Below are 17,956 nucleotides of genomic sequence, written 5' to 3'. Positions count from 1 at the left end.
CCTCCCCGCGGTAGGACACGGACTTACCTTGCGGGAATGGTGGCTCAGACGTCATCCGGTCCGCTGCTCATCGTCGAAGACGACGTGGACATCTGTGAGGCCCTTCAGGCCTACCTGGAGCTGCACGGCCACGCGGTGCGCGTGGCGCGCAACGGCCGGGAGGCCCTGGAGCAGTTGGCCCAACCTCCCCGCCCCGCCCTCATGGTGCTGGACATGGCCCTGCCTGTCATGGACGGACACCGGGTGCTGACCACCCGCAAGGCGAGTGAAGCGCTGGCCCAGGTGCCCGTCATCATCCTGTCCGCGGGGATGGCGGAGATGAATCCGAGAGACTGGGCCGTCTATGCGTCTTCGTACAACGTGGCGGCATTCCTGAAGAAACCCGTGGAGCCCCGGCGGCTGCTGGAGGCCATCGAGCGATTCGCCCCAAAGCCGGCGGGCTCCCAGGCGGGCACGTTCCCCTGAGACAGGGATGTCGCTCTGGGCTTTCCGGAGAAGGGAGCCCGGAACACAATGGCCTCTCTACCGGTGTTCTCGGGGTCCATGAAGCTAGGCGGTGCGAGATGGGTGTGGTTGCGTAGAGGCCTCGCGGTCCTGGCCGCGGGTGGGCTGGGGCTGCTCGCCCTCTCCCACCTCGTCCGCCTCAGCTACCAGGACCGCATCGTCCCCCTGGAGCAGGCGCCCCAGGCGCCCGTGGCGCTGGTGTTCGGCGCGGGTCTGGCGCGGGGGGCGGTGCCCTCCCCCGTGCTCGCCCAGCGACTGGATGCGGCCATCGCGCTGTGGCAGCAAGGCAAGGTGCAGACGGTGCTCGTCAGTGGAGACCAGACGAAGCCCTTCCACCACGAGACGCGCGCCATGCGGCGCTACCTGGTGGAGCACGGTGTGCCCGAAAGCGCGATCCTGGGCGACGAAGCGGGGCTGTCCACCTATGACAGCTGCCTGCGGGCCGCCACGGTGTTCGGCGCGAAGCGGGCGGTGCTCGTCACCCAGCGCTTCCACCTGACGCGGGCGCTGTTCATCGCCAACTCGGTGGGCATCGACGCGTGGGGCGTGGCCGCGGACGAAGGACGGTCGACGCCGTGGCGCTACCAGGTGCGCGAGACGCTGTCGCGCGTGCTGGCCCTGGCCATGGTGATGCTGGAGGTGGAGCCCGCCTACCCCTCTGGCCGCACCGTGCTCCCGGAGCGCTGAGACACGGGCAGGCATGGCAGGCAGGCGGGCGGCGAGAATTGCCGGAGCCCCCGCGGGTTCTCATTCTTGAGACGAAGGCAGCCGACCCACCGCGCTTTCCGAGGAGAGGCCATGCGATTCAAGAAGCTGGGGGCAGAAGACGTGGGCGAGTCCACCTCTCGGCGTCACATGAACCCGGACACCGGTGAGGATGAAATCAACATCTCCGACCAAGACCTGGCGGCAACCCCACCGCTGGAGGAGGAGCCGGACTTCCGCGACATCCTCCCGGACGAGATTCATGAGTTCCGCCGGGGTGATGAGGAGGAAGAGCCGCTGGAGTTGACGGCACAGCCGGGCTACCGCATCCGCCCCATCGACTTCGACAAGCTGCCGCAGGGGTAGACGGACGGTGAGGCGACGTCGGGGCAAGGCGCGGGAGCGCGCCTTGCCTCCGAGCCCGTGACTACCGGCCGCGTGCGCCCTTCTTCGCCGCTGGCTTCTGGGCTGAGCCCTTCTTCGCGGCGCTCTTCTTCGCTCCGGACTTCTGAGCAGCGGCCTTCTTCACAGAAGACTTCTTGGCCGCGCTCTTCTGAGCAGTCGCCTTCTTCGCTGCGCTCTTCTGAGCAGTCGCCTTCTTCGCTGCGCTCGTCGGGACACCGGCCCGCTTTGCACCACCCTTCTGAGCAAGGGCCTTCTTCGCCGCGCCCTTCCGAGCCGGAGCCTTCGCGGTGACGGACTTCTTCGCCGCTGCCTTCCGCGCGGGGGCCTTTGCGGTAGCGGCCTTCGTCGCCGCACCCTTCTGGGCAGGGGCCTTCGTCGCCCTCTTCGCGGTGGCAGGCTTCTTCTCAGTGCGCTTCTGGTTAGGGGCCTTCGTCGCCCTCTTCGTGGTGGCGGAGGACGTCTTCGCCACACCCGTCTGGGCGGGGGCCTTCGCGGTGGCCGTCTTGGGCGCAGCCTCCGGCTCCGAAATGGCTTCAGCCGCTCCAGTCGGGAGCTCCGCCGAAGCCGCTTCAATCGCGGCCTTCTTCGCGGGGCGCGCCTTCGTGGGGCGCGCCTTCGTGGGAGCGGGCTCCGCGGCGGCCTTCTTCACACCCTGCACCCTGCTCGACGCACTTTTCGGGAACAGCACGCCAGCGCCACCGATGGCGAGCGGTATCTGCTGGGCCTGCGCGCGTGCCTTTCTCGAGCCGGCCCCATCCTCGTAACGGGAAGACGGGCGGCCATCGTCGTACTCGTACGCGAGCTCACGTACTTCCGCCTCCTCTACCGCCACTTCGGCGGCCTCCTCATCGGCCAGCTCCGCCTCCTCGAGCTGCTCGGCCTCTTCGACTGCTTCAGCCTCGGCCGCCGCACCGAGCGGTGCCTCGCCGGACTCCGCCGCTTCTTCGTCCTCCTCGTCGGCCTGGACGCCGGATAGCGCCCCCTGAAGGACGGCATTCATCGCCCGGGCAAAGGTGCGCTCACCGAAGCTCTCCACCTCCGCGGGGGGCACGAGCACGTCGAGCATGTCCTTCAACGAGCGGTACAGCCGCATCTGCCGCTTCTCGCCCTCCCAGGTGCCATAGACCCAGTCGTCGCTATCCAGCGCCTCGACCCAGGCCGGCAACGGACCGCCACCGTCGCCCTGCTCCACCATGGCCGACTTGCGCGAGGCGAAGAGGTGCCGGTGCTGCCCCTTCAAGCCGATGCGCCACAGCCCCGCAGCGGGAAGCCCTTCCAGCTTGAGGCGGGTCTTCTCCAGGACGCTCGGGTCTCCCTCCGCGCCGTGCAGACGGAAGAGGAGAACCTCACCGCTGAGTTCGCCCCCGTTGAACGCCTGATACAGGTCGGTGAGCTCGTCGGGGAATGGAACGCCGCACTCCGTTTCGGCCCGGCGAATCTCCTCGGGAGAGACGCCAGCTGACGATGACTTTACCGACTTGCGAAGTGCCTCCAACCACTCGTGCATGACCCCTCCACGACATCCAGTCGCACAACCTTACGGCGGCTGAGCGCTCCTGCGCAGTGCGAGCTTTGGCTTTTGATGACACCGCGCCAGAGCTGATCCAACTCGCTCCGGCTGACATGGCGGCCACCACCGCGCGCAGGCATACCTTGAAAACCCTTACCCACTGTCCAACCCATCCCCTCCTCCGGAAAACGGGACTCACGTACGAAGGTGATGTCCCTGGCGCCCGCTCCAGCCGCCCGCGTTCCGGAGCGGCCCTGGTGTTCCGCTGATCCATCCTCCGCCGGGTGAAGCGTCCCAACGCGGCAACAGCCCACTCGCCTAGCCCCCCGGGGCTCGGCCAGAGCGCCCAATGGGGTGAGCCGCCCGGCCGCACGAGGGGAATTTCCGGCCGTGCCTGGCCTCCGCCAGACCGGACCGGGGGCACCGGCCTGGCGGCTCCTGGGACGCAGCAGGCAGCGAGGACTTCGAGCCGCGAGCCCCGTGAGCAAGTTGAACACGACACCCGAGCCCGTTAGGCAGGAGGCCATGGCACATCCCGTGAGCTACGAGGGGACGGCGGAGAACTTCGACCAACTGGTCCTGGAGCCCAAGGGCGAGCTGGTGGTCGTGGACTTCTGGGGTGACGGCTGCCCGAACTGCGAAATCTACGCGGCGGCCGAGCCCGCGCTGCTGGCGGAGTTGGGTGACGCTCCGATGCGCGTCGTCAAGGTGAACGCGTACCAGTACGAGGACCTGGCCAAGCGCTTCGGACTCTTCGGCATCCCCACGTTCCTGCTGTTCCGTGAGGGCAAGCTCATCGGGAAGATGAGCCAGTACTACGGCAAGGAGTACTGGCTCGGCGTGGTGCGGGACCACCTGCCCCAGGCCTGACGCCGATCAGGGATTCGAGACGGGCGCGCGCCGTGACGCCGTCAAAGGGCACCAGGGCCGCATCTACACCAGGACGGCTCCGACCTTGCGCAGCACGTTGAACAGCTTGTCCCGGTCCAACTCCGACTTTGCGAAGGCCTTCGCGACGAAGACCTTCTTGAGCACCGCGTCCGAGGCGTCGAACTCGCCGTTCTCGTAGTGGTGCTTCGCCTTCACCTTGGCCTGGATGTCGTGGTCGTCCGCGATGACCACGTCCGCTTTCAGCACGCGGCCGACCCGGAGCGAAGCGTCGTTGCCGTGGCCCCACACCACCTGCGCTTCCAGGTCCTCGCCCACGACAACCTCGCCGTCCGTGTCCACACCGGTGGCGCGCAGCGTGCCGCCCACCACCAGCATCCCTTCCATCCCCGCGTTGCGCAGCACGCCTTCCACCGTGAGGTCTCCCGTCACGAGCAGCGGCCCATCGACGTGCACGTCGCCCTTCACCACGAGGTCCCCGCGCACGAAGCGCGGCAGCTTGGACAGGCGAGGCGCCTTCTCCTCGGCCGGCAGCACGTCCCGCGCGAGCTGCACCACCGCCATGGCCGTCCAGGGGAGCTCGCCCTGAAGCGAGGCCGCGAGCTGGTCCCAGGACGTGGCACCTTGCAGCGCGAGCCCCTTCAGGACCTGTTCGACGCCGTCCACGTTCTTGTCCTCGAAGTACCAGGCCTTGAGCAGCGTCTTGCGCTGACGCGCCAGTGCATCCAGCAGCGGCTGCACGTCCAACGCGCCGGCCTTGCCCGAGGAAGCCTTGGCCCCCATGAGCTGGGCGAGGGACGCGTTCTTGTGCTCCAGCGCCTCCTGCGCGGGCGTCTGGCCGCTGCCATTCTTCAGCGAGACATCCGCCCCCGCCTTGAGCAGGACCTCGATGACGGGGCCTCGCTCCTTGAACCGTGCGTGCTGGTGCAGCGGCGTCCAGCCCTTGCCCGCATTGGGATTCGCGCCCGCGTCGATGAGCGCCTGGGCCACGTCGGCCTGACGCGCCTCGAAGAGCGCCGTCCGCCCTGAGGTATCGAGCGCATCCACAGGCACGCCGCCTTTCGCCAGCGCGGCGATGCAGGACACGCTGCCGTGCTCGGCCGCGACATGCAGTGGCGTGGACTTATTCGAATCGACGACGTCGGCGGCGACGCCCAGGCGGAGCAACTCCTTCACCAGCGCCGCGTCATCCACCATCGCGGCGAGGTGGAGCACGCTGTGCTTGCTGGAATCCCTCGCCTTCAGGTCCGCGCCCAACGCCACCAGGGCCAGCACCCGGCCCATGCGACTGTTCCCTTCGAAGCCAGGGCCGAAGAACGGCTTCGCATCCAGCCCCGCCGCCAGCAGGAGTCCGGCATCCAGGTCCTTGCCCTTCTTCCCCGCGGGGCGTGCCGCGGGCTTCTGCTTCCGCAGCCAGGCCAGGAAGCCCTCATCGGAGTAGGCGCCCTCCAGGCCCTGGAAGTTGAGCGAGTCGTCATCGTCCATCACGCCCTGGGCGCACATGCCAGGAGACTCCTCCACCTTGGCGAGCAACTCGCGGTAGCCCTGCTCCGGTTTGCCTTGCGTCAATGCGTGCCAGGCCTCGAGCCCGCGGCGTCCACGCTGGTGGTTCACGAGTTCCCGAAGGCTGTTGGCTTCGTTCAGCGCGGCCTCCACTTCGTCGAGCTGCGCCACGGTCGGCTTGCGCCGCACCAAGTCTTCCGCCCACTGGCTCAGGGCCAACGAACGTGCACGATGGGCGAGCGTCAGCGCGCCGCCGGGCTTCGTCCCTCGCGTCAGCTCGAGGATGCGGTCGCGCAACCGCCAGTGCTCGGCCTTCAACTCCTGCTCCCAACGGTGCGGCTCCATGCTCCGCGTCGGGTCCAAACACCAGCTCAGGGAGTGGAGTCCCAGCAGGTGCTCGGGCTCCGCCGCCACGACTTCGCGCAGCAACGGAATCGCCTGGTCCAGCTGCGGCGGCATCTCGTCCAGCAGACTGTCCGCCTTCTTCATCAACGCAGCGACATCGACCTTCTTCGGAGCTCGAGCACGCGACATGGCGGGAGAACCTGCCATGAGTCAGTGACATGCGCGCACGCGAAACTCGCGGGTCGCGAAGACCCTCTCAATCCGAGAATTCTCACACGCCAAGCAGTGGCATGACCGCTGCTTGCTCACCGTCCTCGTCAGCACGCGAACCGTCACCACCTGATTCGAGGACAACGCTGCCTTGCCTGCCACTTGGCCCTCGTGGCGGCGCGGCCTACTCTCATGCACGACCTCATGCCTTTCGAGCCCTACGACATCGATCCGAACGACCCGCGCGCGCCGCCCCAGGAGACGTGGGACGCGCTCTCGTCCGAGGAGCGTCAACGTATCGTCGACAGCCTTCCATCCGAATTCCCCGTTTCGGAGGCAAACCCGCCGGAGGGCGATTTCCACTTCGAGGCCAAGACGCGTGCCCGCGAGGTGCTCGGCAGCTTCTTCTCCCGCATTGGTCGCAAGGTGTACCTGGGGAGCGAGCTGCCCGTGTACTACCCAGGCGAATCCATGTTCGCCCCAGACGTCATGGCCGTGGTGGACGTCGAGCCCCACGCGCGGATGCGCTGGGTGGTCAGTGCCGAGGGCAAGGGCCTGGACTTCGCGCTGGAAGTGCACGTCGCGGGTGAGCGGCGCAAGGACTTGGAGCGCAACGTCGAGCGCTTCGCCCGGCTGGGTATCCGCGAGTACTTCGTCTTCGACCGGGGCCGGCTACGACTGAGCGGCTGGCGGCTGGACGAAGGGCGCCGCGTCTATCGCCCCATCCTTCCGCAGCACGGCCTCTATCCATCCGAAGTCCTGGGATTGGACCTCCAGGTAGATGACGAGCGTCTGCGCTTCTACCTGGGAGGTGCGGCCCTGCCGGAGGCACCCGAGCTGATTGCCCGCCTCGAACACATGGTCGAGCGCGTCGAGGCCAGCCGCGCGGAACTCGTACAGCAACTCGCGGAGGAGTCCCGCCTGCGAGCCGAGGAGTCTCGCCTGCGAGCCGAGGAGTCCCGACTCCTGGAACTGGAAACCCAGCGGCGCGAGGACGCCGAGCGCCAGCTCGCCGAGGCTCGGGCGGAAATCGCGCGCCTGCGTGGCGAGCGCGCCTGACGCTCAGTCCTGATATCCGCGCGCCTGCAGCCGGAACAGGTGCGCGTAGCGGCCGTCCTTCGCCATCAGCTCGTCGTGGCTGCCCAGCTCGTCCACCTGCCCGTTGTGGAGCACTGCAATCTGGTCCGCCATGCGCACCGTGGAGAAACGGTGCGAAATCACAATCGCAATCCGGTCCGCCGCCAGCGCCTGGAAGCGCTCGAACAGCGCGTGCTCCGCCTCCGCGTCGATGCTGGCCGTGGGCTCGTCCAGAATCAGCACCTCCGCGTCGTCGCGCATGAAGGCCCGCGCCACCGCCAGCTTCTGCCACTGGCCCGCCGACAGCTCCTGCCCCTTCTCGAACCAGCCGCCCAGCATCGTGTCGTACTGCTGTGGCAGCGCCGTAATCACACCGCTGGCCCCGCCCTCCTCGGCCGCCTTCTCAATGCGGCCGCGGTCCTCCAGCGCCGGCACGTGCCCCAGGCCGATGTTCTCCGCCACGTTGAACTGGTAGCGCACGAAGTCCTGGAACACCGCGCCGAAGCGGCTGCGCAGGTCCTCCACGTCCATGTCCTTCAGATTGACGCCGCCGTAGAAGATGTCGCCGTCCACCGGCTCGTACAGGCGCAGGAGCAGCTTCACCAACGTGCTCTTCCCCGCCCCGTTCTCTCCCACCAGCGCCAGCTTCTGTCCCGGCTTCAGCGACAGCGACACGTTCTTCAGCGCCCACGCATCCTTCCCCGGATAACGGAAGGACACGTCACGCAGCTCGATGGCGCTGTCGTGCCCACGCGGCGGAGAGAGCGGCGGCAGCACCCGCGTCGCCTCGCCGCCGGTGGGGATGTCCAGGTACGCGAACAGGTTGCTCATGAAGAGCGCGTCCTCGTACATGGAGCCCACGCTGGTCAGGATGCCCTGGAACGCCGCCTGCCCCTGACGGAACACGCTCAGGTACAGCACCATGTCGCCCACGGTAATCGTCCCGCTCGCCGCGCGGCCCGCCACCAGCAGGTAGCAGCCATAGAAGGCGCCCAATGAGAGGACGCCCAGCCCCAGGCCCCAGGCCATCCGCCGGAAGGCCAGCGCCCGGTCCTCCGCGAAGAACTTCTGGAAGAGCGTGCGGTAGCGGCCCAGCACCAGCGGCCCCAACCCGAAGAGCTTCACCTCCTTCACGTGGCTGTCCCGCGTGAGAATCCACTCCAGGTAGTTCAGCTTGCGGCCCTCGGGCGCGCGCCACGAGTAGAGCCGGAAGCCCGCCATGGCCAGCCGCGCCTCGGCGATGAAGGCCGGCACCGACGCGGCCACCAGCACCACCACGCTCCACGGCGACAACGCCACCAACAACGCGGCGAAGGTGCCCAGGGTGATGGTGTTGCGGACGATGGAGAACGCCTGCGTCACCAGCGACAGCGGCCGGCTGTTCGCCTCGCGCCGCGCGTTCTGCATCTTGTCGTAGGTGGCCGAGTCCTCGAAGTGCCGCAGCTCCAGCGCCAGCGCCTTCTGGAGGATGCGCTCATTGAGCAGGTTCCCCAGGTTGGCGCGAAGCAGCTCGCGCGTCAGCGTCAGCCCGCGGTCCACCACCGCCGAGCCCAGCATCAACCCGAACTCCAACCCCACCAGCCCGTACACCCGCGAGCGGGCCTCCACCGAGCCCTGCGCCGCCGCCACCACCGAGTCCACGATGAGCTTGCCCACCCAGGCGATGGCCGCCGGCAACAGCGCCGCCACCAGCGTCAGCGCGCCCAGCACCACCGCGCCGCGAGGGCTGGCCTGCCAGAAGAGCCGGAAGGTCCCCGGCAACTGCTTGAAGAGACTGCCCGCGTTCTGGAAGCGGACCTTGAGCGACACCGAGGCGACAGAGGCTGTTGTAGGACGAGGAGACACGGTCCGCGTTCATAACGCGGAGCGCGCCCTCCTGCTTCAGGATGCAGGCGAAAGGTGACGCGACACCAACACGTCGCAGCCCGCGCGCGCCAGCACCTGCTCTGTCAGCGGCGTGCGCGCCTCCACGGCGGACATGGCCAGCGCCAGCAGATCCGAGCCCCGCTCCAACGCCTCCGCCAGGATGCCCTCTTCGGCCGGCTCGCCGCAGCGCACCCTCACCTCCAACTCGCGGCCCGCCTCCCGGTAGGGCGCGAGGAAGCGACCAAGCGCCACCCGCGCCTGATACTCCCGCTCCTGCCGCAGCAGCAGCCACCGCTCGGCCGGCGCATGGGCGCGGCGCAGCTCCGCCTCCTGCGCCGCCGTGTCCACCACGTGCAGCACGTCCACCAGCGCGGGCGCCGGGCACAGGCGCAAGGTCAGCTCCAGCGCCCTGCGCGACTCGCGTGAGAAGTCCACCGCCACCAGGGGCCTGCCGTAGGGCCGGACCGGGTGCGGCACCACCACCAGCACGGAGACGCCCAGATGGCGCACCATGCGCCGCACCGTCGAATCCTCGGCCAGCGCGCGCACCGGGTACGTCACATGGGGACGCCCCAGCACCACCAACTCCGCGCCCGACATCCGCGCCACGGCCGACGCCACCTCCACCGGGTCCCCTCGCCCGAGCTCCTCGCGCACGTCGATGTCCACGCGGTTGCGCAGCCGCCTGCACACGGAGCTCACCGCCTTGCGCAGGCAGCGTGCACCCGACAGCGTCCCACCTGGCCCCTCCTGCCCGTCCAGGACGGGGGCCACGTGCAGCACGCAGAAGACGCTCCCGTGCGCCAGCGGAAGGCGCAGCGCGCGCGCCAGCGCGAACTCGGAGCGCAGCGAGAAATCCGTTCCCAGCACCAGGCGCGACACGCCCCGCTGCCCCCGGGCGAGCCCTGGAGGGAGCAGCGGCACTGCCGTCCTCGAAAGTTGTGACGGCCTCATCTCCATCCCTCCTTCCCTTCCACCCGACTCACCTTGTGAGTATGCGTGTAGCGGTGAAGGTGGCACCTTGCAGCCTCCCGGAGGCAACCGGTCGCTCCGCCGCTCCGTGGACGGCCGCGCGGCGCCTGGCGTCATCCACACCTCGAAGATTCAGGCGTCGCGCGCCAGGCGCCACCGGGCTCGGCGTGTCGCAAAGTCCGCGACCGGGCAGGCCTCCGGAACAAGCCCACCTCCGCCCAGGGAACACTCCGCGGCGTGCAGAGGTGCCAAGGAGCGGCTCCCTGAAAAATCTCCAGCAACCCAGCGGCCGTACCCACCGAGAAGAAAGGAGAGCAGGCGCCCTTCACGAGGCTTGGCCTGCTTGGCATGTCCGAAGTCCGGCAGAAGGTCCGAGCGAGGCACGGCCGATGCTTTGCAGAGGGGTCCGGGCGGGCAGCGACAGGCGGGGTGGGTGGCGGGGACGGGCGGAACGCTGAAGAAGGGGGAAGTGCCAATGCGCGGGATCATCACCGGACGAGAGGTGGTCGCCAACCTGGGGCTCATCTACCGGGAGTTCGGGACGGGCTGCGTGCTGCGCTGCCTGTGGGTCATGCTGAGCGGGAAGACGACGACGTTCCTCGAGGTCGCGTGCCCGCCGGTGGCGAAGCGGTAGCAACGGCACGGGCCGCGGAGGAAGGTCCCCCGCGGCCCGCGACACCTCACGCTAGGTCACCGCGTGAGCGTCACTGCGGGACGCTGAGCCGCAGCCGCAGCAGCGTCGACTCCACCCAGGCGCTCGCCTCGGGGCCACCCGCCTCCGCCTGGGCATCCAGGGAGGCGTCGATGGCGGCCTTCAGCCTGTCGGCACGCGACGTCACCGCCGGGTGCAGGTCCGCCAGGATGTTGTGGGCCGGGGGCGAGGCCGTGGCGCTGAACAGCGCGTACATGTCCATCACGTCGTTCAGCACCGGGGTGACTTCCACGTCCTGCGGCGTGTCGTGGCCCGACAGCACCGCGTCCTCGCCGTACAGCAGACCGCGCAGGTGCTCGTCGTGGTCCAGCGACAGCGGCAACGCCAGCGCCGCGTAGGACTGCCACAACAGCCGCGTGCCCGTCATCCGCTTCGCCTGGACCTGCAACGCGTCTCCCGCCTGGCCCATGCGCGTGGCGATGCTGCCGTAGAACTGGCGCTGCTGTTCCTTCAGCACATCCACCATCCGGGTGCGGACGGCGGCGCGGAAGTCATTGGCCCCGGCGTAGTCGAACGACGCGATGTTCTGCGAGACGTGGCCCCACCGCTTCGCCATCCACTCCTGGGGATTCCGCGTGTTGTTCGGGTTGTAGGTGGGGCGATCCTGCTCGCGAACAAAGACGCCTAACGATTCGCCTCCGGTGAAGCGGTGCGTGAACACCCGCTCGGACTTCCATGCATTCGTCGCGGTGTCCCAGTAGGTGTAGCGGACGTACACCGTGGACACCAGATGGTACGTGCGATTGTACAGCCCACCGAGGCCCGTGAAGACCTCTGAGTAGAGCTGCCAGCTCCCCTCGCCACACAGGTCGATGGTGGCGTGGTCCACGTTCATGTTGTCCGCGATGAGCAGCGGGCGCAGCACGTCGTGGTTCCAGCGAGCCGGGTCGACGCCCAGGTAGTCCGGCGCGCCGTCGCCGTTGTAGTCGCCCCACTGGCCGCCGCCGCAGGGGACGATGGGCTTCTCACCCAGCTTCAGGTAGTGCGCCGCCGGCTCCTGGTCCGGGCCGCCCCACAGGTCGATGCCGTGCAGGCCACGGGCGGGGCTGTGCCGCCAGTCGGACTCCGCCTGCTCGATGAGCACCTTCATCCACGCCCAGCCCCCCTGGTAGCGCGCGTGGAGGCCAGCGAACAGCGGCTTGCCCAGGTTGCGCAGCGCGGTGTCCAGTTGCGTGCCCGCGGTGATGAGGTTGTTGTGCCGCGAGGAGACCATCTGCCCACCGAGCACTGGTTTCTCCTCGAAGAGCTGCGCGGAGGCCTGCGCGCCGGCCATCCAGTCCTTCGGGCTGGAGATGCTCTCGCGGTGCAGCATGGGCAGCCCCAGAGCGCCAGCGCGGCCACCATCCCCTGGAGCCAGCGCGCAGGCCGGCTTCTGGCGGACACGTGTGCCCCGGGCGGACACACGTCTCCCCTCAACGACGAATTTCGCGACACATGCATGGAGGACTCCCCCTCGTCAGGGCCAGCGGTGGCCCTGGACCCGGACAGCGGGCAAAGACCGTCCAGCAACGGATACGGAGGGAGCGTGGATTCCTGGTCCTCACGCTGCGATAAAACGGGCCGCGAGGAAGGCATCCTCACGGCCCGAATCATTCACATGCACATGCATGTACCCGGCAGGCGCCGGGCAGGACGGCTAGGGCTCGCCCCGGCGCGGCTTGTCGGAGTCGACCGCGTCCTTGATGGCGCGCTTGGCGTCCTCAATCTTGCCCTTGATGGCGCCCTTGGCGGAGTCACGCTTGCCCTCGGCCTCCAGCTCACGGTCGCCGCTCGCGACGCCGGCCACTTCCTTGACCTTGCCCTTGGCCTTGTCGGTCCACTCGCCCATGACGGGTCTCCTTTCACAACAGACAGCGCGTTGGAGACAGAGTGTGGGCACTCCAGAAGAGCCGCGCAGGCGCCCCAGGGCCACCCGCCTGGATGGCAACCAGGAGTGAAGAGCAGAGACGGGTAATTCACGAATTAAATGCCAACCACTCTCTGACAAGCACCGCATTTCCATACACGCTGGATGAGGCGGAACGGGACTGGACATTGACGGCGAGCATTTCGGGCCGCACGCTGGGGTCACTGCTACCCAGGAGCACCGCTTCCCCGATGGCCACCTCCTCGCTACCGACCCCTGGCGCCCTGCTACGCCGGCTCTACCTGCTGCGGTCTGTCGTCACCACGGTGGCCTTCACGCCCGCGGTCTACGTCGACATGCAGTTGCTCGACCTGTCGGGTGCGCGAGAGTTCAAGATTTTCCTGGGCATCATCACCCCGGTGGTGCTCGGCCTGTGCGCGGTGGTGCAGCCGCTGGTGGTGATGCCGTGGCTGATGAAGCGCGCCCTGAGCGCCCAGGGGACGACGCGGGTGGAGCGGCTCATTCGCATCCCCTCCAGCATCGCCTTCGTGGAGATGATGGTGTCGTGGACGCTGGGCGGCATCCTCTTCAACGGCGGCGCGGTGCTGCTCCTGGACCGGCCCGCGTCGGTGGTGATGGTGGGCGTGGCGGTGGCGGTGAGCGCGGGCCTCTTCAGCAGCCCGCTGGCGTACATGCTGTTCGAACGGGTGATGATGCCCACGGTGCTGGACGCCTATCAGCGCGCGCCCAGCACGAAGCCCGCGGGTGAGGGCTTCGCCACGCGCCAGCTCTGGCTGCTGCCCGCGATGGTGGTCTCCGCGCTGCTCATCACCTGTCTGGCCAGCATCGTCACGCTGCACCTGCGCCTGGAGCGCGGCATGGGCACGCTGGCGGCGGACCTGGCGGCGCAGGGCGACACCGCGGCGGCCGAGCGCGTCCAGGCCACGGTGCGGCCGCTGGAGGCGGAGCTGGTGCAACCGGTGGTGGTGCTCGGCGGGTATGCGGCGCTGGGCTCCATCCTCACCGCGGCCTGGGCTGCCCGCCGGCTGGCCCGGGGGGCTCGCGCGGTGGGTGCGTCCCTGGAGGCCCTGGTGGAAGGCCGAGCCACGCCGCCACAGTGGGTCTCCTCGGATGAAGTGGGCGACCTGGCGGCGTCCACGTGGCAGCTGTACCAGCGGCTCCAGGAGATGCCGCGCTCGCTGCGCGCCTCCGCGGGGGACCTGGCCGACGCGGGCCAGCGGCTGTCACAGGCCAGTTCCCAGCAGAACCAGACGCTGTCGCGGCAGGCCGCGGCGCTGCACCAGGCGCGCGCCACGGCGCAGGAAATCCAGCAGGCGTCCCACGTCACGCACTCGCGCGCCACCAGCATCCTCCAGGTGGCCGAGCGCGCCGCCGCCGTGGGCAAGCTGGGTGAGGAGTCCCTGGCCGGCACGGAGAAGGGGCTCACCGTCATCCGCGACATCGCGGCCGGGCTGCACGAGCAGATGCTCGACCTGGAGCAACGCGCCCGCGAGGTGGGCCGCGTGTCGGAGGTGGTGAAGTCGCTGGCGGACCAGTCCCACATGCTGGCCATCAACGCGGCGATTGAAGCCACGCGCGCGGGCGAGCACGGCAAGGGCTTTGGCGTGGTGGCGCGGCAGATGCGCGACCTGGCGGACCAGTCCGTCCGGGCCACCAACCAGGTGCGCGGCTTGCTGGAGAGCATGGCCACGGCCACCCAGCACGCCACGGCGATGTCGGACCAGGGCGCGGCGGGCGTGGCCGAGGCCCTGGAGCCGCTGCGGCACAGCGGCGAACGGCTGCGCGAGCTGGCGGGACTGTCCAAGGAGTCCGCGGCGGCAGTGCGGCAGATTACGGAGGCCGTGTCGCAGCAGCACGCGGGCGTGGACCAGCTCTTCGCCGCGGTGCGCGAATTGGATGAGCTGACGACGGACACGCTGCGGCACCTGGACACCACGCAGCAGGCAGCCTCGGCCGTGAGCCACGCGACGGGACAGGTGTCGCAGTTGGCTGAACGCTACGTCTGATGCGGCGGCTCGCCCGCGCTCGAGCGCGGGCCACGGTGCCGCTGCATCAACCGTTGGAAGGCGCGTCGTCCTCCGCACGCGCGGCGAGCATGGGCGTCAGACGCCCCTCCGAGTTCAGCACGGGCGTGCGCAGCAGCACGGCGAGTTGGCCCACGAGCACCGCCAGCCGCGTCAGCCGCTCCCGGGGCTCCTCGCCGCCCGCCTCGAAGCTGGCCGCGTCCAGGTAGGCGAGCTGCGCCGAGGCCCGTCCATGCAGCCCCGCCACCCGCTGCTCCAGCGCCGTCAGCCGCACGCGCAGCGCCCCCAGGAACGCCGTCGTCCGAGCCAGCAGCGCGGAGGCCTCATCGAGCGCCCGCGCACCCTCCTCCGGAGCGCTCCCCGCCAGGATGGCGCGGGCCGAGATGACTGCGTACAGCGGCGTCCCATCCAGCACCACCGGCGGCGAATCCTCGTCCAGCCAGCCCCGGTCCAGCCACGCCAGCACGGACTCCAGCGCGGCGGGCACCTCGGCACCCGCGCCCAGCAGGGGCCAGTTTCGCCGCGTCGCGCGGGACGGGGATTCGCGCAGGAGCGCGCGCAGCGCCTCCAGCGCCTCGGGTTCGAGCAGCTCGGCTTCCTGGACGTGCCCCCAGCGCTCCAGCCGCTCCAACAGCGCGCCGAAGGGCACCAGCACCTCCACGTGCACCCGCGCCTGGAGCGCGCCATGGGTGGCCACGCCATCGCGAACCTGGAGGCGGTCCGCCCGGAGCGCGGCCACCGCCCCGCGGTGCCGCTCACGCGCCTCGGCCAGCCGGGCATCCCCAGGCGTGGTGACGCCCGTCTCCGTCAGCACCTTCCTCACACCCAGGCCCAGTGCCGTCAGCACCAGGCCACCCACCGCGAATGGGATGAAGAAGGGCATGCCTCGCAACTATGCCAGCTTCGCCCCCGCCCCGCCCGGCGGATGCGGGCGCCCCTTCCCCGCCTGCCGGGTGAGCGCGCCACTGGATGGCGCGGCGCTCACCCCGCGCGAGCTTGAACGGGCGACTCCGGCTCCAGCGGCGGCACATACGGCCAGCCCGGCAGCGGTCCCTTGCCCGCCTCGCGCGTCAGGTAGTCCGCCGCGATGTTCGCGCTCTCCATGATGGTCAGCAGGCCACTTCCCGGATGCGTGCCGCCGCCCACGAAGTACAGCCCTTCGATGTCCCGGTTCTTCACCTTCGGCCGCAGCGGCCCCAACTGCAGCCACGTGTGCGACAGGTTGAACACCGCGCCCCGGAACACGTTGAAGTCGTCCCGCCACGTCTCCGCCGTGAAGTAGCGCTCCTCGCGGATGTGCTCGCGCACGCCCTTCAGCCCCACCTTCTCCAGCATGGCGGGGATGCGCTCGCGCAGCGCCTGCTCCGTCTTCACCCAGTCCACCGGACGTCCCGTGTTCGGCGTGGGCACCAGCACGTACAACGTCGAATGGCCCGCCGGCGCGCCGGACGGGTCCGTCACGCCCGGATTGCACACGTAGAAGGGCGGGTCCTCCAGGTCAACGTGCCGGTCCTCCAGCGCGTCACGGTCCGTGCGCCGCGCGGATTCCGACAGGTAGATGAGATGGTGCGGCAGGTCGGCGTACACCGTGTCCAGGCCGTAGTACGCCATGAACGTGCTGCACGAATACTTCGCGCGCTCCAGCGCCGCGTCCGTCAGTCGCGAGCCTTCCCGCGCCTCCGCCGGAATCAGCGACCGCGCCGCGTAGGCCAGGTCCGCGTTCACCACCACCGCGTCCGCGTCCAGCACCTCGCCGCCCACGAGCTTCACGCCCACCGCGCGGCCCGCGTCCACGCGCACCTTCTCCACCGGCGTGCCCATGCGGAAGGTGGCGCCCAAATCCCGCGCGCAGCGCATCATGCCGCGCGACAGCTCACGGAAGCCGCCCTCCACGTGCCAGACGCCGAAGGCCAGCTCCAGGAAGGGAATCACGCTGAACACCGACGAGCACGTCGTGGGGTGCAGGCCCAGGTACTTGGACGGGTACGCCAGGGCGTACGTCACCCGGTCATCGTGGAAGAAGCCGTCCAGTTGCCGGTACAGCGTCTGCCAGGGCTTGAAGCGCAGCGTGGGCGCCAGCCGCCACGGCGCGTAGTAGCCCAGGTTGTCCGCGGAGGTGCAGATGAACTTCTGGTAGGCGATGCCGTACTTCTCCCGCCCATCCTCCATCCATTGGCGCAGCGCGGACGCCTGCCGCGGGCCGAACTTCGCCAGCTCCGCCTCCATGCGGTCCAGGTGCCGGGTGGTGTCCAGGTGCGTGCCGTCCCAGAAGTGCACCCGCGTGTTGACATCCAGCGGGAGCAGCTTGACGTAGTCCTCCAGCCGCCGGCCCGCGCGCCGGAATATCTGCTCCAGCACGCCCGGCAGTTGGAGGATGGAGGGCCCGGTGTCCACCGCGTACTCGCCCGACGCGCCCAGCGTCAGCCCCTTCATCCGCCCCCCGGGCACCGCGTCCTTCTCCACCACGGTGACGCGGAAGCCCTGCCCCGCCAGGTTGATGGCGGCCGACAAGCCCCCCGGTCCCGCACCCACGACGATGACGTGCCGCACGCTGCCTCCCTCGCTTGCCATGCCCTACCGGATGCCAAGGCCCTCCGGTACCTGGGTGAACGGAATCCCACCCACTCATTCACCTGGCGAACGCGCGAACCCGCCAGGACGTTACAAGAGCACCGTCCGGCACTGGCCCCCGGGCGAGCGCCATTCCAGCCTTCCTTGGCCACCGTGCCACCGCATTCCTCCTCCCACCTGCGCCGCAACGCCGCCGCCTACTGCGTGGTCCTGGTGGGGCTGCTCCTCACCGCCGTGTCGGCGACCTATGTGCAGCAGAGCATCCACGAGCGCCGCCTGCACCGCTTCGACGGCGCGGTCCATGACGGGGTGCTGGGCCTCCAGCAGCGCCTGGAGCTGAACCAGTCGCTGCTCCAGGGGGTGCATGGACTGTTCACCGGCAGCCGCTTCGTGAGCCAGGAGGAGTTCGACGCCTACCTGGAGAGCCTGAAGCTGAACCGCAGCTTCCCGGAGCTGGAGGGCATCGGCTTCGCGCGGTGGCTTCGGCCGCAGGACGTAGCCCGGTACGACGCGAAGGTCCGCGGCGGGCAGGAGCCAGGCCATCCCGTGTGGCCCCCGGGCCCACGCGCGGCCTACACCGCCATCATCATGCTGAACCCCCTGAACGCGCGCACGCAGCAGGGCCTGGGATTCGACATGCTCACCGAGCCCAATCGCCGGGCAGCGATGCTGCGCGCACTGGGCACGAGGCGCCAGGCCGCCACCCACAAGGTGCGGCTCATCCAAGGCTGGGAGGATGCCGCGGGCCGCTGGGGCATCGTCCTCTTCATCCCCGTGTACACCCGCCCGAAGGACAC

General features: G+C 69.4%; 16 protein-coding genes. 8 read left to right on the top strand and 8 right to left on the bottom strand.

Annotated elements, in window-relative coordinates:
* Nucleotides 1–36 precede the first annotated feature (36 nt).
* The 3 genes from FMQ63_RS28435 to FMQ63_RS28425 all read left to right on the top strand — a co-directional run bounded on the left by FMQ63_RS28435 (nt 37) and on the right by FMQ63_RS28425 (nt 1,575).
* Nucleotides 37–465, top strand: coding sequence for a response regulator (locus tag FMQ63_RS28435; protein ID WP_225909606.1), 429 nt, complete (start codon nt 37–39; stop codon nt 463–465).
* Nucleotides 466–513: 48 nt separating this feature from the next.
* The gene (locus tag FMQ63_RS28430) at nt 514–1,191 is read left to right on the top strand and encodes a vancomycin high temperature exclusion protein (RefSeq protein WP_011556847.1); all 678 of its coding nucleotides are present in this window, start codon (nt 514–516) and stop codon (nt 1,189–1,191) included.
* Nucleotides 1,192–1,302: 111 nt separating this feature from the next.
* The gene (locus tag FMQ63_RS28425; RefSeq protein ID WP_026114056.1) at nt 1,303–1,575 is read left to right on the top strand and encodes a hypothetical protein; all 273 of its coding nucleotides are present in this window, start codon (nt 1,303–1,305) and stop codon (nt 1,573–1,575) included.
* A 61-nt stretch (nt 1,576–1,636) separates the two neighbouring features.
* On the opposite strand, the gene FMQ63_RS28420 is transcribed toward FMQ63_RS28425, so the two are convergent.
* Complete coding sequence (locus FMQ63_RS28420; protein ID WP_011556849.1) at nt 1,637–3,121, bottom strand: SMI1/KNR4 family protein; 1,485 nt, start codon at nt 3,119–3,121, stop codon at nt 1,637–1,639.
* A 528-nt stretch (nt 3,122–3,649) separates the two neighbouring features.
* On the opposite strand from FMQ63_RS28420, the gene FMQ63_RS28415 reads away from it, so the two are divergent.
* A complete protein-coding gene (locus FMQ63_RS28415; protein WP_011556851.1) occupies nt 3,650–3,994 on the top strand; it encodes a co-chaperone YbbN in 345 nt (114 codons plus the stop codon).
* Between the two features lie 63 nt (nt 3,995–4,057).
* Here the strand turns inward: FMQ63_RS28415 and FMQ63_RS28410 are convergent, their stop codons facing one another.
* Nucleotides 4,058–6,067, bottom strand: coding sequence for an ankyrin repeat domain-containing protein (locus FMQ63_RS28410; protein ID WP_011556852.1), 2,010 nt, complete (start codon nt 6,065–6,067; stop codon nt 4,058–4,060).
* A gap of 195 nt (nt 6,068–6,262) precedes the next feature.
* Here FMQ63_RS28410 and FMQ63_RS28405 point away from each other — a divergent pair, with 195 nt between their 5' ends.
* The gene (locus tag FMQ63_RS28405; protein ID WP_171452185.1) at nt 6,263–7,129 is read left to right on the top strand and encodes a Uma2 family endonuclease; all 867 of its coding nucleotides are present in this window, start codon (nt 6,263–6,265) and stop codon (nt 7,127–7,129) included.
* 3 nt (nt 7,130–7,132) lie between these two features.
* Here FMQ63_RS28405 and FMQ63_RS28400 read toward each other — a convergent pair whose 3' ends face one another.
* A complete protein-coding gene (locus tag FMQ63_RS28400) occupies nt 7,133–8,956 on the bottom strand; it encodes an ABC transporter ATP-binding protein (RefSeq protein ID WP_011556854.1) in 1,824 nt (607 codons plus the stop codon).
* Nucleotides 8,957–9,028: 72 nt separating this feature from the next.
* Complete coding sequence (locus tag FMQ63_RS28395) at nt 9,029–10,108, bottom strand: universal stress protein (RefSeq protein WP_011556855.1); 1,080 nt, start codon at nt 10,106–10,108, stop codon at nt 9,029–9,031.
* A gap of 352 nt (nt 10,109–10,460) precedes the next feature.
* Between FMQ63_RS28395 and FMQ63_RS37610 the strand changes: the two genes are divergently transcribed.
* A complete protein-coding gene (locus FMQ63_RS37610; RefSeq protein ID WP_020477976.1) occupies nt 10,461–10,619 on the top strand; it encodes a hypothetical protein in 159 nt (52 codons plus the stop codon).
* 70 nt (nt 10,620–10,689) lie between these two features.
* On the opposite strand, the gene FMQ63_RS28390 is transcribed toward FMQ63_RS37610, so the two are convergent.
* Together FMQ63_RS28390 and FMQ63_RS28385 are read right to left on the bottom strand one after the other, a co-directional pair.
* On the bottom strand, nt 10,690–12,099 hold the full coding sequence (locus FMQ63_RS28390) for a hypothetical protein (RefSeq protein ID WP_011556856.1): 1,410 nt from the start codon (nt 12,097–12,099) through the stop codon (nt 10,690–10,692).
* A 234-nt stretch (nt 12,100–12,333) separates the two neighbouring features.
* Entirely contained in the window at nt 12,334–12,525 is a 192-nt protein-coding gene (locus tag FMQ63_RS28385) for a CsbD family protein (protein WP_011556857.1), read from the bottom strand.
* A 269-nt stretch (nt 12,526–12,794) separates the two neighbouring features.
* Between FMQ63_RS28385 and FMQ63_RS28380 the strand changes: the two genes are divergently transcribed.
* Nucleotides 12,795–14,570, top strand: a complete 1,776-nt coding sequence (locus FMQ63_RS28380; RefSeq protein ID WP_011556858.1) for a methyl-accepting chemotaxis protein — start codon at nt 12,795–12,797, stop codon at nt 14,568–14,570.
* Between the two features lie 46 nt (nt 14,571–14,616).
* On the opposite strand, the gene FMQ63_RS28375 is transcribed toward FMQ63_RS28380, so the two are convergent.
* Nucleotides 14,617–15,471 carry a hypothetical protein gene (locus FMQ63_RS28375; protein ID WP_043612508.1) on the bottom strand — a complete coding sequence of 285 codons (855 nt, stop codon included), beginning with the start codon at nt 15,469–15,471 and terminating at the stop codon, nt 14,617–14,619.
* A gap of 98 nt (nt 15,472–15,569) precedes the next feature.
* Nucleotides 15,570–17,159 (bottom strand): NAD(P)/FAD-dependent oxidoreductase, encoded by a 1,590-nt coding sequence (locus FMQ63_RS28370; RefSeq protein ID WP_011556861.1) that lies wholly within the window; start codon nt 17,157–17,159, stop codon nt 15,570–15,572.
* 153 nt (nt 17,160–17,312) lie between these two features.
* On the opposite strand from FMQ63_RS28370, the gene FMQ63_RS28365 reads away from it, so the two are divergent.
* On the top strand, nt 17,313–17,956 hold a 644-nt coding region (locus FMQ63_RS28365), incomplete at its 3' end, for a CHASE domain-containing protein (RefSeq protein WP_228556513.1).

The organism is Myxococcus sp. CA005, assembly GCF_006518205.1.
Taxonomy (GTDB): Bacteria; Myxococcota; Myxococcia; order Myxococcales; family Myxococcaceae; genus Myxococcus; species Myxococcus xanthus.
Note: the sequence above shows the minus strand (reverse complement) of the source record. Positions and strands in the feature narration are given on the sequence as shown.

Coding starts and splice junctions, on each gene's coding strand:
- FMQ63_RS28410 (WP_011556852.1), bottom strand. CDS start 6,067: ATGGCAGGTTCTCCCGCCATGTCGCGTGCTCGAGCTCCGAAGAAGGTC.
- FMQ63_RS28425 (WP_026114056.1), top strand. CDS start 1,303: ATGCGATTCAAGAAGCTGGGGGCAGAAGACGTGGGCGAGTCCACCTCT.
- FMQ63_RS37610 (WP_020477976.1), top strand. CDS start 10,461: ATGCGCGGGATCATCACCGGACGAGAGGTGGTCGCCAACCTGGGGCTC.
- FMQ63_RS28380 (WP_011556858.1), top strand. CDS start 12,795: ATGGCCACCTCCTCGCTACCGACCCCTGGCGCCCTGCTACGCCGGCTC.
- FMQ63_RS28405 (WP_171452185.1), top strand. CDS start 6,263: ATGCACGACCTCATGCCTTTCGAGCCCTACGACATCGATCCGAACGAC.
- FMQ63_RS28375 (WP_043612508.1), bottom strand. CDS start 15,471: ATGCCCTTCTTCATCCCATTCGCGGTGGGTGGCCTGGTGCTGACGGCA.
- FMQ63_RS28370 (WP_011556861.1), bottom strand. CDS start 17,159: ATGGCAAGCGAGGGAGGCAGCGTGCGGCACGTCATCGTCGTGGGTGCG.
- FMQ63_RS28420 (WP_011556849.1), bottom strand. CDS start 3,121: ATGCACGAGTGGTTGGAGGCACTTCGCAAGTCGGTAAAGTCATCGTCA.
- FMQ63_RS28430 (WP_011556847.1), top strand. CDS start 514: ATGGCCTCTCTACCGGTGTTCTCGGGGTCCATGAAGCTAGGCGGTGCG.
- FMQ63_RS28435 (WP_225909606.1), top strand. CDS start 37: ATGGTGGCTCAGACGTCATCCGGTCCGCTGCTCATCGTCGAAGACGAC.
- FMQ63_RS28385 (WP_011556857.1), bottom strand. CDS start 12,525: ATGGGCGAGTGGACCGACAAGGCCAAGGGCAAGGTCAAGGAAGTGGCC.
- FMQ63_RS28415 (WP_011556851.1), top strand. CDS start 3,650: ATGGCACATCCCGTGAGCTACGAGGGGACGGCGGAGAACTTCGACCAA.